The 16,952-nt window shown below is 57.0% G+C and carries 15 protein-coding genes and 1 tRNA gene; 6 read left to right on the top strand and 10 right to left on the bottom strand.

Translation table 11 applies throughout. The features are described 5' to 3' along the window. Positions 1-103 precede the first annotated feature (103 nt). Positions 104-1,495: a methylenetetrahydrofolate--tRNA-(uracil(54)-C(5))-methyltransferase (FADH(2)-oxidizing) TrmFO gene (gene trmFO / locus IE151_RS13155; RefSeq protein WP_189490903.1), complete on the top strand. Its 1,392-nt coding sequence runs from the start codon at positions 104-106 to the stop codon at positions 1,493-1,495. 182 nt (positions 1,496-1,677) lie between these two features. On the opposite strand, the gene IE151_RS13150 is transcribed toward trmFO, so the two are convergent. From IE151_RS13150 to rpiA, 6 genes are all read right to left on the bottom strand, one after another. Next, positions 1,678-2,916 carry an MFS transporter gene (locus tag IE151_RS13150; RefSeq protein ID WP_244636745.1) on the bottom strand — a complete coding sequence of 413 codons (1,239 nt, stop codon included), beginning with the start codon at positions 2,914-2,916 and terminating at the stop codon, positions 1,678-1,680. 219 nt (positions 2,917-3,135) lie between these two features. After that, positions 3,136-4,512 (bottom strand): class II 3-deoxy-7-phosphoheptulonate synthase, encoded by a 1,377-nt coding sequence (locus tag IE151_RS13145; RefSeq protein WP_189490901.1) that lies wholly within the window; start codon positions 4,510-4,512, stop codon positions 3,136-3,138. Between the two features lie 216 nt (positions 4,513-4,728). After that, complete coding sequence (locus IE151_RS13140) at positions 4,729-5,331, bottom strand: gamma-glutamylcyclotransferase family protein (protein ID WP_189490899.1); 603 nt, start codon at positions 5,329-5,331, stop codon at positions 4,729-4,731. 1 nt (position 5,332) lies between these two features. Next, positions 5,333-6,724 (bottom strand): glutathione-disulfide reductase, encoded by a 1,392-nt coding sequence (gene gor, locus IE151_RS13135; RefSeq protein ID WP_189490897.1) that lies wholly within the window; start codon positions 6,722-6,724, stop codon positions 5,333-5,335. Between the two features lie 134 nt (positions 6,725-6,858). Then, entirely contained in the window at positions 6,859-7,395 is a 537-nt protein-coding gene (locus tag IE151_RS13130; protein ID WP_189490895.1) for a DUF2059 domain-containing protein, read from the bottom strand. 18 nt (positions 7,396-7,413) lie between these two features. Continuing rightward, positions 7,414-8,109, bottom strand: coding sequence for a ribose-5-phosphate isomerase RpiA (gene rpiA / locus IE151_RS13125; protein ID WP_189490893.1), 696 nt, complete (start codon positions 8,107-8,109; stop codon positions 7,414-7,416). Positions 8,110-8,252: 143 nt separating this feature from the next. Here rpiA and gph point away from each other — a divergent pair, with 143 nt between their 5' ends. From gph to IE151_RS13110, 3 genes are all read left to right on the top strand, one after another. Continuing rightward, positions 8,253-8,936: a phosphoglycolate phosphatase gene (gph, locus tag IE151_RS13120; RefSeq protein ID WP_189490891.1), complete on the top strand. Its 684-nt coding sequence runs from the start codon at positions 8,253-8,255 to the stop codon at positions 8,934-8,936. 93 nt (positions 8,937-9,029) lie between these two features. Continuing rightward, a tRNA-Val gene (locus tag IE151_RS13115) sits at positions 9,030-9,104 on the top strand. Between the two features lie 109 nt (positions 9,105-9,213). Further along, positions 9,214-9,627, top strand: a complete 414-nt coding sequence (locus tag IE151_RS13110; RefSeq protein ID WP_189490889.1) for a MerR family transcriptional regulator — start codon at positions 9,214-9,216, stop codon at positions 9,625-9,627. Positions 9,628-9,631: 4 nt separating this feature from the next. Here IE151_RS13110 and IE151_RS13105 read toward each other — a convergent pair whose 3' ends face one another. Beyond that, positions 9,632-11,827, bottom strand: a complete 2,196-nt coding sequence (locus tag IE151_RS13105) for a heavy metal translocating P-type ATPase (protein ID WP_189490887.1) — start codon at positions 11,825-11,827, stop codon at positions 9,632-9,634. Between the two features lie 78 nt (positions 11,828-11,905). Further along, entirely contained in the window at positions 11,906-13,834 is a 1,929-nt protein-coding gene (locus IE151_RS13100) for a L,D-transpeptidase family protein (RefSeq protein ID WP_189490885.1), read from the bottom strand. Positions 13,835-14,147: 313 nt separating this feature from the next. Between IE151_RS13100 and IE151_RS13095 the strand changes: the two genes are divergently transcribed. After that, positions 14,148-14,765 carry a L,D-transpeptidase gene (locus tag IE151_RS13095; protein ID WP_189490884.1) on the top strand — a complete coding sequence of 206 codons (618 nt, stop codon included), beginning with the start codon at positions 14,148-14,150 and terminating at the stop codon, positions 14,763-14,765. Between the two features lie 65 nt (positions 14,766-14,830). Here IE151_RS13095 and IE151_RS13090 read toward each other — a convergent pair whose 3' ends face one another. After that, positions 14,831-15,442, bottom strand: a complete 612-nt coding sequence (locus IE151_RS13090) for a pyridoxamine 5'-phosphate oxidase family protein (protein WP_189490982.1) — start codon at positions 15,440-15,442, stop codon at positions 14,831-14,833. An 11-nt stretch (positions 15,443-15,453) separates the two neighbouring features. Continuing rightward, positions 15,454-15,801 carry a gamma-butyrobetaine hydroxylase family protein gene (locus IE151_RS13085; RefSeq protein WP_189490882.1) on the bottom strand — a complete coding sequence of 116 codons (348 nt, stop codon included), beginning with the start codon at positions 15,799-15,801 and terminating at the stop codon, positions 15,454-15,456. Between the two features lie 90 nt (positions 15,802-15,891). Between IE151_RS13085 and moaA the strand changes: the two genes are divergently transcribed. Continuing rightward, positions 15,892-16,908 (top strand): GTP 3',8-cyclase MoaA, encoded by a 1,017-nt coding sequence (gene moaA, locus IE151_RS13080; RefSeq protein ID WP_189490880.1) that lies wholly within the window; start codon positions 15,892-15,894, stop codon positions 16,906-16,908. Positions 16,909-16,952 lie beyond the last annotated feature (44 nt).

Here is a 16,952-nt window from a genome sequence, read left to right as displayed (position 1 = left end):
CCTCGTCACAGCTTCCTTGTACCGATCAAGACCATCGGTTTCGCGACATTATCCGTTCCGAAATCACTTTCGATTTTCTGGTCGATGCAGTAATGCGTGGCTCATGACACACGCACCTATTCATATCATCGGCGGCGGGCTTGCAGGCTCGGAAGCCGCCTGGCAGGCAGCGAATGCCGGCATCCCAGTGATCCTGCACGAAATGCGCGGCGTACGCGGCACCGACGCCCACCACACGGACGGCCTTGCCGAACTCGTCTGCTCCAATTCCTTCCGCTCTGATGATGCCCAATCGAACGCGGTCGGTCTGATCCATGCCGAGATGCGGCGCGCCAACTCGCTCATCATGGCCTGTGCCGATGCCAATCAGGTTCCTGCCGGCGGCGCGCTTGCCGTCGATCGCGTCGCCTTCTCGCAGGCCGTAACGCAAAAGCTGGAAGAGCATCCGCTGGTCAACATCGTTCGCGAGGAAATCACAGGCTTGCCTCCGGAGGCGTGGGATCAGGCAATCATCGCGTCCGGTCCCCTCACCGCACCTGGCCTCGCCGAAGCGATACGCTCTGCGACCGGCGCCGATGCGCTTGCCTTCTTTGATGCCATAGCGCCGATCGTTCATACGGAATCGATCGACATGGATATATGCTGGTTCCAGTCGCGCTATGACAAGGTCGGCCCCGGCGGCACCGGCAAGGACTACATTAACTGCCCGATGGACAAGGACCAATATCTGGCATTCGTGCAGGCACTGATCGACGGCGAAAAGACCGAGTTCCGTGAATGGGAAGGGACGCCCTATTTCGACGGCTGTCTGCCAATCGAGATCATGGCTGAACGCGGCGTCGAGACATTGCGCCACGGCCCGATGAAGCCGATGGGCCTGACCAATGCCCACAATCCCACCGTAAAAGCCTATGCGGTGGTGCAGTTGCGCCAGGATAATGCGCTCGGCACGCTCTACAACATGGTCGGATTCCAGACGAAGTTGAAATATGCCGAGCAGAAACGCATCTTCCGCATGATCCCGGGACTGGAGAACGCGGAGTTCGCGCGCCTGGGTGGGCTGCACCGCAACACCTATATCAATTCCCCTACATTGCTCGACACATCCCTGCAGCTGAAGAGCCGCAAGGGGCTGCGCTTCGCCGGTCAGATCACCGGATGCGAAGGTTATGTAGAAAGTGCCTCGGTCGGATTGATGGCCGGTCGCTTCGCAGCGGCCGCACGTCTTGGCAAGGATCTCGCGCCGCCTCCTGTAACGACGGCGATGGGTGCCCTGCTCAACCATATTACCGGCGGCCATATCATCTCACACGAGGAACCGGGCAAGCGCTCCTTCCAGCCGATGAACGTCAATTTCGGCCTCTTCCCGCCAGTGGAAATTCCGCGTGAGGAAGGCAAGCGCCTGCGTGGCAAGGAAAAGACCACCGCGAAGAAGCATGCTTTGACGGCTCGAGCCCTGGTGGATTTCGATGCATGGATCGCACAGCAGCAATAAGCGAAGAAGCCGGGCCTGAGCCTGGCTTCCCTAGTGCCGGTACCGGAACCAGTACAGGAGCGCGTGTGATCGAACCCAAGGATCTCTTCTTCCGCACGCCCGATAATGCTATTGCTCGCGGGCGTGATGGCCTCGACGGATCGACATTACATTTAATGTAATGCTAATCCGCAAAAGTCGGATCACGCCTCGCAGGCCTGCATGCGACGCACAAGGCGCTTGTCATTGGCGACAGAAATTGCCCAGATAACTAGCCCGCCAAAGGCAAGAGCCGCGCCAACATAGCCGATCGAAGGCAGTCCGTAGCCCGCTGCAATCGCCAAGCCGCTAAGGAATGGTCCAAGCGCGTTGGCGAAATTGAACGCGCTGTGATTAAGTGCGGCAGCAAGGGTCTGCGCATCTTCAGCAACATCCATAAGACGCGTTTGCAGAAGCGTCGAAAGGCCACCGCCGCAGCCGATCAGGAACACGACGCCAGCAACTGCCCAAACATTGCCTACCGACGCGGGAAAGAGCAGCAATGCCACGATCGACCAGAGGATGACAAGATAGGTCGAAGGCACGAGCGCCTTGTCGGCGGCCCAGCCCGCGACAAGTGCACCAATTGTAGCACCAACGCCGAAGATTGCCAGAACCAGCGAAATCTGGAAGGAATTGGCCAGTGTCACCTGCTGGAGCGTCGCGGTCAAATAAGCATAGACGGCGAACATGCCGCCGAAACCGACAGCCCCTGTGGCGAGCGTCAACCAGACTTGGCCGCTCTTCAACGCGCTCAATTCTTTCAGCGGACTTGCACCTTCAACCGGCTTGTCACGCGGTGCGAAAACGCCGACCATCGTGACGCTGAGCAACGCAAAGAAGGCAACGATAGCAAAACCCCAACGCCAGCCGATATACTCGCCTACCACGGTTGCGGCGGGAACGCCCAGAATAGTCGCAATAGTCAGGCCAAGCATGGTCGAGGCGACGGCCTTGCCGCGTTTCTCGCGTGGAACGAGCGAAGCGGCAACCAAGGCAGCCACACCGAAAAACGCACCGTGCGGCGTTCCGGAAAGGAAACGGAAGAAGACGAAGAGATCGTAGCTTGGAGCCACAGCACTCGCGACATTAGCCGTCGCGAATATCGCCATCAGCGCCATAAGCAGAATGCGCCGCGAAACCTTCGCCGCCAATGCCGCAATGATCGGGGAGCCGATGACAACGCCCAGCGCGTAGGCGCTGATCGCGTGACCGGCCCGCGGTTCGTCGATGCCATAGGCGTTCGCGAAATAGGGAAGCAGGCTCATCGATGCAAACTCGGTGGTACCGATTGCAAAGCCGCCCATCGCCATTGCCAGGATTACGATACCCGGCTTGACCGGAACCGCTTTTGGCTCGACCTGCGGCGGCAATGGATTGGTATCGCCTGTCGTGGTGGTCACGCGAGCTCTCCTTCGTGTGGCAATGCTATGTGCTTGGGCGGTATTGTCAGAGTGTCACGACAAAATGGTGACCATGAGCTGAATTGAAAGAGCGTATTTAAACTGCTTCTCGCCAAATGTAAGAGTCCAGCTTAAGCAAGGCTCCCATGCGAATACGCATGCGTGGAACAGAAAGGGCGACAATGTTACCATTGCCGCCCTTTACTAAACCGACTCCGTTTACTCGGCAGCCGCCTGCGGAGCTTCCACGCGCTGATTTTCGCGCAGTTTCTCTGCCACGAGGAATGCAAGCTCGATCGCCTGATCGGCATTGAGACGGGGGTCGCAATGCGTGTGGTAGCGATCATGCAGATCGTCGGAGGTGATGGCACGCGCGCCACCAGTGCATTCAGTTACGTTCTTGCCGGTCATTTCGACATGCACGCCCCCTGGATAGGAGCCTTCAGCGCGATGAATATCGAAGAAGCTCTCGACCTCGCTCATGATGCGTTCAAACGGGCGCGTCTTGTATCCGCTCGGCGCGGAAATCGTGTTGCCGTGCATCGGATCGCATGACCAGACGACCTTACGGCCCTCGCGCTCGACGGCGCGAATGAGACGCGGCAGATGTTCGCCAACCTTGTCATGACCGAAACGCGCAATGAGCGTCAAACGCCCTGCTTCGTTTTCCGGGTTAAGCAGATCGATGAGCTGCAGCAGGCCATCATCTGTAATGGACGGCCCACACTTCAGACCGATGGGGTTTTTCACGCCACGGCAATATTCAATATGAGCATGATCGGGCTGACGCGTGCGATCACCGATCCAGATCATATGGCCGGAGGTCGAATACCAGTCGCCAGACGTCGAATCGACGCGCGTCAACGCTTCCTCATATCCGAGCAGAAGCGCTTCATGACTCGTATAGAAGTCGGTTTCACGCAGGGCCGCGTGGCTTTCCGGTGTTATGCCGATAGCGCGCATGAAGGCGATCGTCTCGGAAATGCGGTCGGCGATTTCCTGATAAAGCGCGCCTTGTGGGCTGTTGGATACGAAGCCGAGCATCCATTGATGCACGTTTTCCAAGTTGGCATAACCGCCCTGGGCGAATGCGCGCAGCAGGTTCAGCGTCGCGGCTGACTGGCGATAAGCCATTTCCTGGCGCTGCGGATCAGGCAGACGCGACTTTTCATCAAAGTCTATGCCATTGATGATATCACCCCGATAGCTCGGCAGCGTTGCCTCGCCACGCGTCTCCGTTCCAGAAGAGCGGGGCTTGGCGAACTGCCCGGCGATACGCCCGACTTTGACGACCGGCTGACGTCCAGCAAAGGTCAATACGGCAGACATCTGCAGGAATACGCGGAAAAAGTCGCGGATATTATCCGCGCCATGTTCGGCGAAGCTCTCGGCGCAATCGCCACCCTGCAGCAGGAACGCTTTCCCTTCGGAAACGGCGGCCAGCTGCTTCTTCAGCTTGCGTGCCTCACCTGCAAAAACGAGCGGCGGAAACGTAGCAAGACGACCTTCAACCTCGGCAAGAGCCTGTGCATCCGGATATTCCGGAACCTGTGCGATTGGCTTGGATCTCCAGGAATTTGGCGACCATTTCGTCATTGTCTTACCCACCCGTCTATAAAAACTCGAAAACCTTTTACTGGTTTTGCCTCCATCCGACCATTCGGAATGCGGCTCGATACATCATTGCCGTCCACTATGCCATAGCAGTTGCAACAAAAGCACCGCCAAAGCCTCAAATACGTAATTTCCGTGCTCGACAGGCAAAGCCTTTCCTGCTTGCGCTGAGCAGAACAATGGACTGAAGATCCGCCATTACCGCTTCCACAATGGCGAGAGCATCGTGTCGAAAAACAGTGCCTCATGATCGCTCAACGTCACCGAGCGCGGGTAACGGGGCGCAGCCCGATCAAGGTGCAAAGGCATCTCATCGAAACCATCCGTCGTCTCGACAAAACGACGCACGCCCTCCTCTCCATGGATGGTGAAGAAGCCCTGCATCACGGCATCGAGATAGGATTGCGTAATCGCGGATTCCAGCGGCGAGCGTGGCAGGTCCGTCATTACTTCGTAGACATAGATCGGATAATCGATCGTGGCGCCGGAGAGGATTTCGAAGTCTTCATAAGAAACGAGATGGCGATGATAGCCTTTCTCGCGCTCGTCGAGAGCGGGCAGATTGCGCGCGTGATCAACCACCAGAAGACCGTCGATCATCGCGTTCTCATCCCGGCGCACACTGAGAAGAGCGGCCTCGAAATCAGGCAGGTCGGGCCGGTGACGCCAGACGCGTCGCCAGCCCTTGAGACGTGCAGGATGCATGGCGACGATATCGGTACGGTGCGTTGCGGCATTCACCAGCGATCCATAACCGAAATAGGCGATCAGCCCTTCCTCGCCTGCCATCCTGTCCGTCATATCAGCCCTCGACCTTCTCGCCGTTCTTCAAGACGTAGCTCGGCTTGTACATTGTTACCAGCTCCTCGGCAGCAGTGGGATGAACAGCCATGGTGCGATCAAACGCGTCTTTGGTGAGTTCCGCCTTGACGGCAATCCCGAGCAGCTGTGCCATCTCGCCTGCATCCGGGCCAAGAATATGTGCGCCGACAACAACTTTGCTTACCCCGTCGACAATCAGCTTCATCAGGGTCTTGTCCTGTCGGCCCGATAGCGTGTTCTTCATCGGACGGAAGATCGCGCGATAGACTTCTAGCGTCTCGTAGCGCTTTGCAGCCACATCTTCCGCCAATCCGACCGTACCGATTTCAGGCTGCGAGAACACCGCCGTTGCCACTGTCTCGATATCCGGCCTGGTCGGATTGTTCTTGAATGCGGTCTCGACGAAGCACATGGCTTCATGGATGGCCACAGGCGTCAGTTGCACGCGATCGGTGACGTCGCCCAACGCCCAGATGTTCTCGACATTGGTGCGCGAATAGTCGTCGATCAGGATCTCCCCTTTATCGCCCGTCTTGACGCCAGCAGCTTCCAGGCCCAGTCCCTTCGTGTACGGGGTGCGGCCAAGTGCCAGAAGAACCTGATCCGCTTCAAACGCTTCGCCTTTCTGCAAATGAACGCGAAGTGTGCCTTCACTGCGCTTTTCGACCTCAACGATCATGTCTTCATAGATGATCTTGATGCCCTTGGCCTGCATGGTCTCCGAGAGAAGTTCGCGCAGATCCTGGTCGAAATGATTAAGAATCAGCTTGCCGCGATAAATCAGTGTCGTTTCAACGCCGAGGCCATGCATGATATTGGCGAATTCCACGGCAATATAGCCCCCGCCATACACAACGATGGAACTGGGAAGCTCAGGCAGATCGAACACGTCGTCTGAAACCAGACAATGCTCATGACCCGGTAGTGCGTCGTGACGATTCGCGATGCCACCCGTTGCAATCAGAATATGTTCCGCAGTTACCGTCCGCCCGTCCTTGACGAGACGAACCGTGTGCGCATCCACCAGCTCGGCACGACTGTCGAACGTGGTAGCCCCCGCAGCCCTAACGTTTTTTTCGTAAAGTCCCTCGAGGCGGGTTATTTCCTTTTCTTTCGCTGCAACAAGCTTCTTCCAGTCAAAATGGGCCTCACCGACCGTCCACCCGAAGCCTGCCGCATCTTCAAAATGTTCGGGGAAATGCGAAGCATAAACATAGAGCTTCTTTGGAACGCAGCCGCGAATGACGCAGGTACCGCCGAAGCGGAATTCTTCCGCAATGGCAACGCGCTTACCGAGGGCCGCCGAGACGCGTGCAGCGCGCACGCCGCCTGAACCGCCACCGATCACGAACAGGTCAAAATCATAGCTCACAGAGGAATCCCCAACTCATTTGCATCATGCTTCGATACTTATGTCGGCACCACATCGTATAAAAGGCGCCGACACGTGGAAATGAAAAAGCCCGGCTTGCGCACCGGGCTGATCCTTGTAAAAAGTGCCGCCTCCTACTGCGCCGGTGCCGGTTGGGCGGGAGCAGAGGTCGGCTGAATTTCACCGCCCAGGCGATTTTCTACTGCCTGCGTCAGATCGCGCGCTATGCCGCGCTGCCAGATCGCAGCCGCCTCGAGCATGGAGCGGCTTACGATCGGGCCCTCCGAAAGCAGCTTCTTGCCGGTAGCGGAATTGTAGAAATTGGCGATCTCGGTCAGCTCCTGCTGCGAAAAGACACGGGCATATGCCGTTGCCGCTTCGCGCTCCAGATCGGCACGGCGTGCAGCGATCTTGATGATTTCTTCGTCTACCGTTGAGACGATCAGATCCTGCTTGTCCGGGTTGCGGTTGATCAGCTCATTCTTGAGGAACTGAGCCGACTGCGGCAACACGTTGTCGAATTGGTCGGTCGCATTGATAGCATTGATTGTGGCGCGAGCGGCAGCCAGATGCTCGCTGGATATTTCCTGAGCCGTTGCGACACTGACGCCAAGCATGGAGACAGCGACAGCGGATAGAGCGAGCGTGCGGATACGCGATGCGAAGATCATATGTCAGAACTCCTAAACTTAGCTCCGGGTCATCGTCTGCACACCTTCCGGTGCGGCGATGATGGCGAGCGTCGCCATGTTGATGAAAAGACCGTGTTCCACCACACCCGGAATCGCGTGCAGTGCTTCAGACAGTGCTCTTGAATCGGGAATGCGGCCAAAAGATGCGTCGAGAATGAAATGCTGGCCATCCGTCACGACGGTTTCGCCGTCCTTTTCACGCAGCGTGACCTCGCCTTCAAGACCAAGCTTTGCCGCTGCCTTTTCGACAGCAAGCCTGGTGGCGGCAAGACCAAAGGGATTGACCTCGATGGGAAGGGGAAATCTGCCGACCGTCTCGACGACCTTCGATTTGTCCGCGATTACGATCATTTTTGTGGATGCGGCTGCAACGATTTTCTCGCGCAGCAAAGCGGCACCACCGCCCTTGATCAGAGTAAGCTCTGCATCAAGCTCGTCGGCACCGTCGATGGTAAGGTCGAGTTCGGGCAGTTCGTCCAGCGTTGCCAGCCTGACGCCAAGCTCCTTGCAGAGCGAGGCTGTGCGTTCGGAAGTCGGCACACCGATCACGTCGAGACCGTCTGCAACTCTTTCGGCCAGCAAGCGGACAAACTCCTCCGCCGTGGATCCGGTTCCGATACCCAGACGCATGCCGTTTTCGACATGTCCAAGTGCGGCACGTGCGGCCTCGATCTTGAGCTGACGCTGATCCATGCAGACAAATTCCCTGAAATAGCAGTGCGGGCGCTTTAGCACTTTTGTAACCGATGGCAAAGGGGAAGCGATCATCGTGCCCGCTTGCCAACCGTCTAATCCACCTCTATCCACGAAACTTCGAAAATCAGGAAGGTGTCGCCATGTCTCGTCCGACCGCAGTCTTCGATCTAGACGGTACGCTCATTCATACGGCGCCCGATCTGCTAGATAGTCTCAATCACTGTCTCGAAGCGGCTGGTATGCAGACAGCTTCCACATCGGAATTCACCCGTTTTGTCGGCATGGGCGTGAAGGTCATGCTGGAGCGCGCTTTTGAAGCTCAGCAAAAAAGGGCCACACCCGAACAATTTCAGGCGATGTTCGACCAGTTCATCGGGCATTACTCCGGCAATATGCCCGGAAAATCGCAACCTTATCCCGGCATTCTGGACGCGCTTGACCGACTGGATGAAGCAGGATTCGATCTGGCCATCTGCACCAACAAGACCGAGGCGCTGGCGACACAGCTGATCGCCGGACTTGATCTGACACGGCGATTCAAGATCTTGACGGGTGGAGACACGTTTCCGTTCCGCAAACCTGATCCTCGTCATATAATTGAGACCGTTCGCAAAATCGGAAACGATCCCGAACGCGCCATCATGGTGGGCGATTCGCGGGCTGATATTAATGCCGCCAAGGCCGCCGGCATTCCGGTTATTGCGGTCGACTTCGGATATACCGATCTGCATGTGCGCGAATTCGATCCGTCAGTAATCATCTCGCACTACAACGAGCTAACCGTGGAACTGGTCGACGGGCTGTTGCGCGCCGCCGCCGGCTAACGGACTCGCTTTCGGTGTTTATCGCCGGGAGCATATTGACGGGTAGCCCCCTTGCCCCTTATATCGCCGCCATCCTTGAGCCGCTAAGGCCTTGGGCGTGTAGCTCAGCGGGAGAGCACTGCCTTCACACGGCAGGGGTCACAGGTTCAATCCCTGTCACGCCCACCATCCAGCACACGCTTTCTTTCGGTTTCAAAACGGGTCGCAGCACTTTCCATCTGGAACGTCCCGTCAAGCCTGCATACATATTCACTGTGCAACATATCGGGACAAGACGATGCTGACGATTGGCGATCTCTCCAGGGCAACTGGCGTGAAGGTGCCTACCATCCGCTACTATGAGCAGATGGGACTTCTTTCGCATTCGGAACGCTCGGAAGGAAACCAGCGGCGCTATTCCAAAGGTGAGCGCGATCGACTTTCCTTCATCCGCCATGCCCGCGATCTCGGCCTGACGATCGACGCGATCCGCGAGCTGATCGAATTGAGTCAGCATCCGGAGCAACCATGTGCGGAAGCCGATCGCATCGCAGCGGAACAACTCGCCGCAGTGCGCGATAAAATCGTCAGACTAAAGAAGCTTGAAGCTGAACTGGAACGCATCGCCACCCATTGCAACGGCAATCAGGTGGCGGACTGCTACGTCATCCATGCGCTCGCCAGCCACGAACTGTGTGCTGACGAGCACTGACCGATCAAACTGGCTGCCGTAAAAGCCGCAGTGCGTTGAGCGTCACCAGAACAGTTGCGCCAGTGTCGGCCAAGATTGCTGGCCAAAGCCCCGTTACACCCAGAACCGTCGTTACCAGAAATAGCGCTTTGAGGCCGAGGGCGATGGCAATGTTCTGGAAGATGTTTCGCATCATACGTTTTGATAAGACTATCATTTTTGAAACGTCGCTTACACGTCCATGGAGCACTGCGGCGTCCGCCGTTTCCAGCGCGATGTCGGTGCCGCCGCCCATGGCAATGCCTATGTCGGCGGCAGCCAGAGCGGGCGCATCATTGATGCCATCGCCAACCTTGCCGACAATCAGACCCTCACGCTGCAGTTCGTTGACGATGCGCTGCTTGTCCTCTGGCATAAGTTCGGCGCGAACCTCTATGCCAAGCATGTCACCTATGGCTTGGGCAGTGCGGCGGTTGTCACCGGTCAACATGAGTGTGCGCAAGCCGCTTTCCTTTAAAGCCAGAAGCCCGGCAATAGCGTCGGCGCGTGGTTCGTCGCGCATCGCGATGGCACCCGCAACGGCCCCATCAACGGCAAGAACAGACACCGTCTTTCCCTCATCATTCAGCCGTGCAATGACGGCCAGGGCTTCATCGGACAATGGTACCGATATGGCACGCAGGGAAGAAAGCAAAACCTCCCTGCCTTCGATGGTGCCAGTGACGCCTTTGCCTCCCAATGCGCGCGCCTTTTCCGCTGGCGGAAGCACGATGCCTTCGGCATGAGCAAGAATGGCAAGCGCCAGCGGATGGCTTGAACCCGCTTCCAGCGCCGCCGCCAGCCTAACCACTTCGGTTTCCGGTAGCTCACCCAGAACCAGAATGTCTGTGACCCTGGGTCGCCCCTCGGTGAGAGTTCCCGTCTTGTCGAACGCTATGGCGGTGAGTTTGCCAAAACCCTCAAGAACCGCGCCCCCTTTCATCAGCAAACCACGGCGAGCACCGGCTGAAAGGGAAGCGGCAATCGCCGCCGGCGTCGAGATCACCAGAGCGCAAGGACAGCCAATCAGGAGAACCGCAAGGCCGCGATAGACCCACTCTCCCCAGGCGGCACCCACAAATAGCGGCGGAATGATTGCGACAAGCGCGGCAACGGCAACCACGCCGGGCGTATAATAACGCGAAAAGCGATCGATAAAGCGCTCGGTCGGTGCCTTGCTTTCCTGTGCCTCTTCAACGAGCCTGATAATGCGGGCGATGGTATTATCCCGCGCCGTAGCAGTCACACGAGAACGCAAGACGCCAGCGCCGTTCACGGTACCGGCGAAGACAACGTCGCCGATACCCTTCTGAACGGGAGTGCTTTCCCCCGTCACCGATGCTTCGTCAATGTCGCTCTCACCGGAAAGAACGATACCATCGGCCGCAATGCGGTCACCGGGACGAATAATGACGATCTGCCCAAGCTCGAGCGTCTCCGCGGGAACCACGCGCACTTGCCCTCCTACTTCCAGTTGCGCGGTTTCAGGGATCAGCGCTCCAAGCGCCTTGATGCTGGCGCGGGCCTGGCCCGCTGCCACCCCTTCCAGCAATTCACCAACAAGGAACAGAAAGACGACCGCTGCCGCTTCTTCAGCCGCATTGATGAAGACAGCGCCCAAGGCTGCGATCGTCATCAGCATTTCGATTGAAAAAGGCGTCCCCGCTTGAGCCGCTGCAAAAGCACGTCTTGCGATCGGCACGAGACCGACGAACATGGCAATGACGAACGCGACACTGCCGATTTCCGGCAAGAGCTGGCCGAGACCATAGGCAAGAAGGAGCGCCACCCCGGAGAAAATCGTCAGACCGCCTTTATCCGATTTCCACCAGGGACCGCCCGAGGACTCATGCGCCTGTACGTGGGAATGGACGTGGATTGACCCACAATCTTTTACCCTGGAACTGTCGCCACGGCAAAAACCGGCTTCGTCATGATCGGCAACGATGCGGTTTGGTCCATCAATGACAGGCGTAACCGGATAACCGAGCCTGGAAACCTGCTTCTGAATGGCGGCAAAAGTGTCATCGCCAGAGTAGCGTACACTCATCGTGCCGCCGGAAACCGAAACAGAAACGTCTTCCACGTCGGGAAGCCGACGCACTGCCCTATCGATCTTGGCGGCGCACGAGGCACAATCCATGCCGCCGACCCTGAAGCGCGTGTGTTGAATATCTTTCATCCTAACCATCCCTTCATTCAGGGATGGTCTACGACCTCTAGTTACTAGAGGGGCAAGAACTATTTTTCGCTGTACGCGCTAGCTCTCTTCGACTTTCGAGCGAGAAGCGCTAACCTTGTCCAGCGCCTTCAGTACATACTCATCGCGTTCGTAGATATCGTTGTAATAATGCACCTTGCCACTGGCGTCCGGCCAAGCGGTGAAATAGGCAATATAAACCGGAATGTCGCGCTTAACCTTGGCTCCCGAAGTCTTTCCGCCCTTGATCCGCGCACCAACTTCCTCGACGCTGATATCAAGGAGCGCGGCAGCCATCGCACGCGGGTTTTCAAGACGTACGCAGCCGTGACTGTAAGCGCGATCCTCGCGCGCAAACAGTGCACGGGCCGGGGTGTCATGCATGTAGATCGCGTGTTTGTTGGGAAAGAGAATCTTCAATTCGCCAAGCGCATTGCGCTCGCTGGGGACCTGGCGGACGCTATAGGGGATCCGGCTTCCATGCGCTGCCCAGTTGATTGACGATGAGGGGATCTTCCTACCCTTGGAATCCACGACCTCATAGCCGGCACGATCCAGATAGCCGGGATCGGAGCGCAGGCGCGGAAGCATCTCATTGACGATGATAGAAGTGGGTACACCCCAATAAGGGTTGAAGACCACATTGTCGATCTGGTCATAAAAGAAGCTGGTCTGATTGGCCTTCGTACCGATCACCGTCTTCATGGTGAGCTTCAATTCGCCGTTTTCGATATAATTGACAATAAAAGCGGGCTGATTGATGAAGACGCGGGTTTCGCCCAGCTCCTGCGGGTGCCAGCGCAACTGCTCCATTGCCACTTCGACGCGCGCGATGCGATCGCTCTTCGACAGGCCTACGAGCCTTTGCACCGTACGCGGGCCGATAATGCCATCCGGCTTCAACCCCGCACGTTCCTGTGCCGCTTTGATGATGGGCACGAGTTCTGCGCTATAAATTTCGGAGTCCTTGTGTTGCTCGAGCAGCGCCAGCATCTTGTCCGCTTCCGTCACTGTGACCGGAGCGCCATCCACGGACTGGGTTGCAGCGGTGATGAGGCTGTTGTCACGCTGCGCCCGCAACTCTTCCGCTATGACGGCCAAAATCTTGCTAAACTCGGCATCGGCCGCACCCGGGCGTATCAGCAAGTTTGCCGAGACTTCGATCCGGTCATCCGGCATGGCACGCAGCATTTCCAGTTCGCGACGCAGCTGGACATAAACCTTGTCCTTCGGCTGAAGACTCTCAAGATAGGCAGCCAGATCGCCGCTCGTCAGTGCATTCATTGCAGCGGACAGATCTAAATCCTTCCTGGCGAAGTCGTGATAGCCGGAAAGCTTGTTCGGATCGACGCGACCTGAATTGACATCCTGTGCAAAACGAAGAAGGCGGGCCGACAGCGTCAGTTCGCCAACCGCCAGAGAGGCAGCGTCCGTGCCGAGAGCCGGGACGGTATAATCGGCAGGTGAAAGCCCTTCCCTGTCCGCATGCTCAAGGATATCGAGCGCGATCTTGGCCTTTTCACCGAACGTACCATTCTCGATCCAGACAAATTCCGGCTTTGCCGCATAATGTGCGACAACCGCTTCGGCAATCGGTTTTTCGGACGAGATCTTTTCTGCCGACGCAGCGAAGATCGCCCAACGGAAACCGTGCTTAGCGGGAGCCAGTTCCGGTCCCTGATAGGCATCAAGCTTTTCTGCAAGCGCGGCAATATCAAGCGAACCGGGCGTTGCAACTCTATAAGTATAATATGACGGTGCGGCGATCTTGCGGATTGGCTTTGGAGCGACTTGTCGCTTGATCGGCATCGTGGATTGTGTTGCAGGAGCCCGCCCACGCTGTGCAGGCGCAGGCGCAACCTGCTGCGTCTGCTGCTTATTTCTTCCAAACAACCGGTCGAAGAGATACTCAGCCTGCGCATTGTGCGGCGTCAGGATCGCCGTTGCCGTCAGCAGTATGAGGGCCTTGAAGCGGAGAGAACGCGACATGATTTGCTCCGGAAATCGACACGATTGCAGGCGTTCGTCCAGCAGACTCACGCGGGCGGCAGGCTCCGGCAAAAATGATTAAACATTATTAAAATTTGCATAAGAAACATTTCATCTGCACCGTGATTACACACAGCTATTCGCCGATGCCCCCCGGACTCTCAGGCAACAAGCAGATGTCAGCCGGCTCGTACCGGGAGAAGTAATTTCTGATAATTTAGAAAATACTCATTTTTTCGTTACAGCATCGAGGCACGATTGACTTCGCGAAATGCCGACTGCCTACTAACAGAATCTGATCGAGAGGGGACCGATGAAGAAGATTTTCCTTACGCTAGCGTGTGTTGCATTGCTTGCGACCTCACAAACACCTGCCGTTGCGCAAGACACACGCAGTCCAGGGCTGCTGGAAAAGATTTTCCGAGGCGGCAAGCCTCCTGTCGCGACCAACCGCCACTATCGTTCCAACGCCTCGCCGATACCGCGCCAGACGGTGCGTTATAACGGCAAGTATCCGCCGAATACCATTATCGTGAACACCGCTGAGCGTCGCCTCTATTATACGCTGGGCAATGGTCGCGCTCTGAAATATGCCGTCGGCGTTGGCAAGGATGGTTTCACCTGGGCCGGTTCCAACAAGATCTCACGCAAGGCGGAATGGCCAGGTTGGACTCCCCCTCCTCGCATGATCGCTCGTGAAAAGGCCAAGGGCCGCATTCTTCCGGCCTATATGCCCGGCGGCCCGGAAAATCCACTCGGCGCACGCGCGCTTTACATCGGCTCTACCCTCTATCGCATCCATGGCACCAATCAGCCTTGGACGATCGGACACGCCATGTCTTCGGGCTGCATCCGTATGGCAAATGACGATGTCGAGCATCTCTACGAACGCGTGAAAGTGGGTACCCGGGTCATCGTCGTTCACAGCTGATGCTTAGTAAGATCAAATAGTAGAAGCATCTTCCTGAATCAATTCAGGAAGATGCCCTGCTAATTCTACCACATGGTAGCGGCAGCGCGTTCGGGCCATTGACGATCATAGGTCCCGCCGTCAATGCTGGCCTTGCTGGTGATTTCCAGGATGGTGCCAGGCGTTGGCAGATTCGCGACATCGACATGCCTCTGCGGATTCCACAAGTCGGACCGCTTGATGGCGCGGGCACACTGGAAATAGATACTTTCGACCGTGATGATGATGACCGAGCGCGGCTTCTTGCCCTCCATCACGAGAGAGGAGAGCAACTCGGCATCTGCACTGATCGCGGCCCGGCCGTTAATGCGCAAAGTCGTTCCCGACCCTGGAATGAGGAAAAGCAATGCGACACGGGGATCGCGCACGATGTTGCGTAGCGAGTCTATGCGATTATTGCCGCGGCGGTCTGGCAGAAGTACGGTCTTCGGATCAGCAATGCGTACCACCTGCCCCGCATCGCCGCGCGGCGAACAATCGAGTCCCTCCGGCCCAACTGTCGCCAGCGCGACAAAGGGAGAAGCCTCGATATACGCGGCATATTCAGGAATGATCTGGTCGAGCTCCTTGACTAGCGACGCCTCACCGGGGACACCGTAAATCGCTTCCAGCTCTGCCAGTGTTTGAATATGCACCATCATTCCCTCGCCTAGTCGCGTGACAGGCCTTTCGCCGCCAACTCATCCAGATATTGCGCAAACAGCGCATCTTTTTCGCGGGCCAGCTTCGCAAGATAATTCCAGGTAAAAAGCCCGGAATCGTGGCCATCGGCAAAAACCACCCGGATCGCATAATGACCGATCGGCTGGACATCGGAGATCGTGATCGACCGCTTTCCCGGCACCGTCACGCGTTGGTCCGGCGCATGCCCCTGCACTTCCGCCGACGGAGACAGTACGCGCAACAGCTCCGCCTCCAGAGGAACGGCGTCACCTTCAAAGGTCACAGTCAAAACTTTGCGATCTTTCGAAACCCGCAACTCGGTTGGTGCGTTCACCTTTTTACCTTCCCCATGGTCTTCGCCTTCTGGCAGATTTATGTGACAATAGATGAAAGAACCAGCAGCCGGCTCAACGAAAGTGTGTTCATGACGCTTCCTCTGCGGATTAATCCCATTATCGACCCCTTCGGCCGGACGATCGACTATTTGCGCATCTCGGTGACGGATCGGTGCGATTTTCGCTGCACCTATTGTATGGCCGAAAACATGAACTTCCTGCCTAAAAAGGATTTGCTGACGCTTGAGGAACTGCACCGGCTGGCAGCAACATTTATTGCACTCGGGGTGAAAAAAATTCGCCTGACTGGTGGTGAGCCACTTGTACGCAAGAACGTGATGCAACTGATCCGCGATTTGTCGCACTACCTCGAAACAGGCGTTCTGGAGGAACTGACGCTCACGACGAACGGCTCACAACTGACAAGGCACGCCGCCGAACTGGCTCACTGCGGTGTCAAGCGCATCAATGTCTCCATGGACACGCTCGACGCGGACAAGTTTCGAGAAATTACCCGCTGGGGCGATCTTCAACGGGTCCAGGAAGGCATCGCGGCCGCTCAGGCAGCCGGCATCAAAATAAAGATCAACGCGGTCGCACTTAAGGGCTTCAACGAGAATGAGATCCCTGAATTGCTGCGCTGGGCGCACGGTGAAGGCATGGATCTGACGCTTATCGAGACCATGCCCATGGGCGAGGTCAATGCAGATAGAACGGATCAATATCTGCCTCTTTCCCTGGTGCGTGCCCGCCTTTCAGATCAATTCACTCTCGCGGATATTGCCTACAAGACGGGCGGTCCCGCACGTTATGTCATGGTTGAAGAGACCGGCGGCAAGCTCGGCTTTATCACGCCGATGACCCACAATTTCTGCGAAAGCTGCAACCGCGTGCGCCTTACCTGCACCGGTACCCTGTTCATGTGCCTGGGCCAGGAGGATGCCGCTGATCTACGCACGCCATTACGAGCGTCAGGCGATAATGATCTCCTCATGCAGGCGATCGAAAAGGCGATTGCACGAAAACCGAAGGGCCATGATTTCATCATCGACCGCCGCACCAGAACGCCATCGGTTTCTCGACATATGAGCATGACCGGCGGATGAATTTATCCGGTTAAGTCCTTACCGATTTCGATTGCGCTTTGCGC

Source organism: Limoniibacter endophyticus, assembly GCF_014652835.1.
GTDB lineage: Bacteria > Pseudomonadota > Alphaproteobacteria > Rhizobiales > Rhizobiaceae > Limoniibacter > Limoniibacter endophyticus.
Note: the sequence above shows the minus strand (reverse complement) of the source record. Positions and strands in the feature narration are given on the sequence as shown.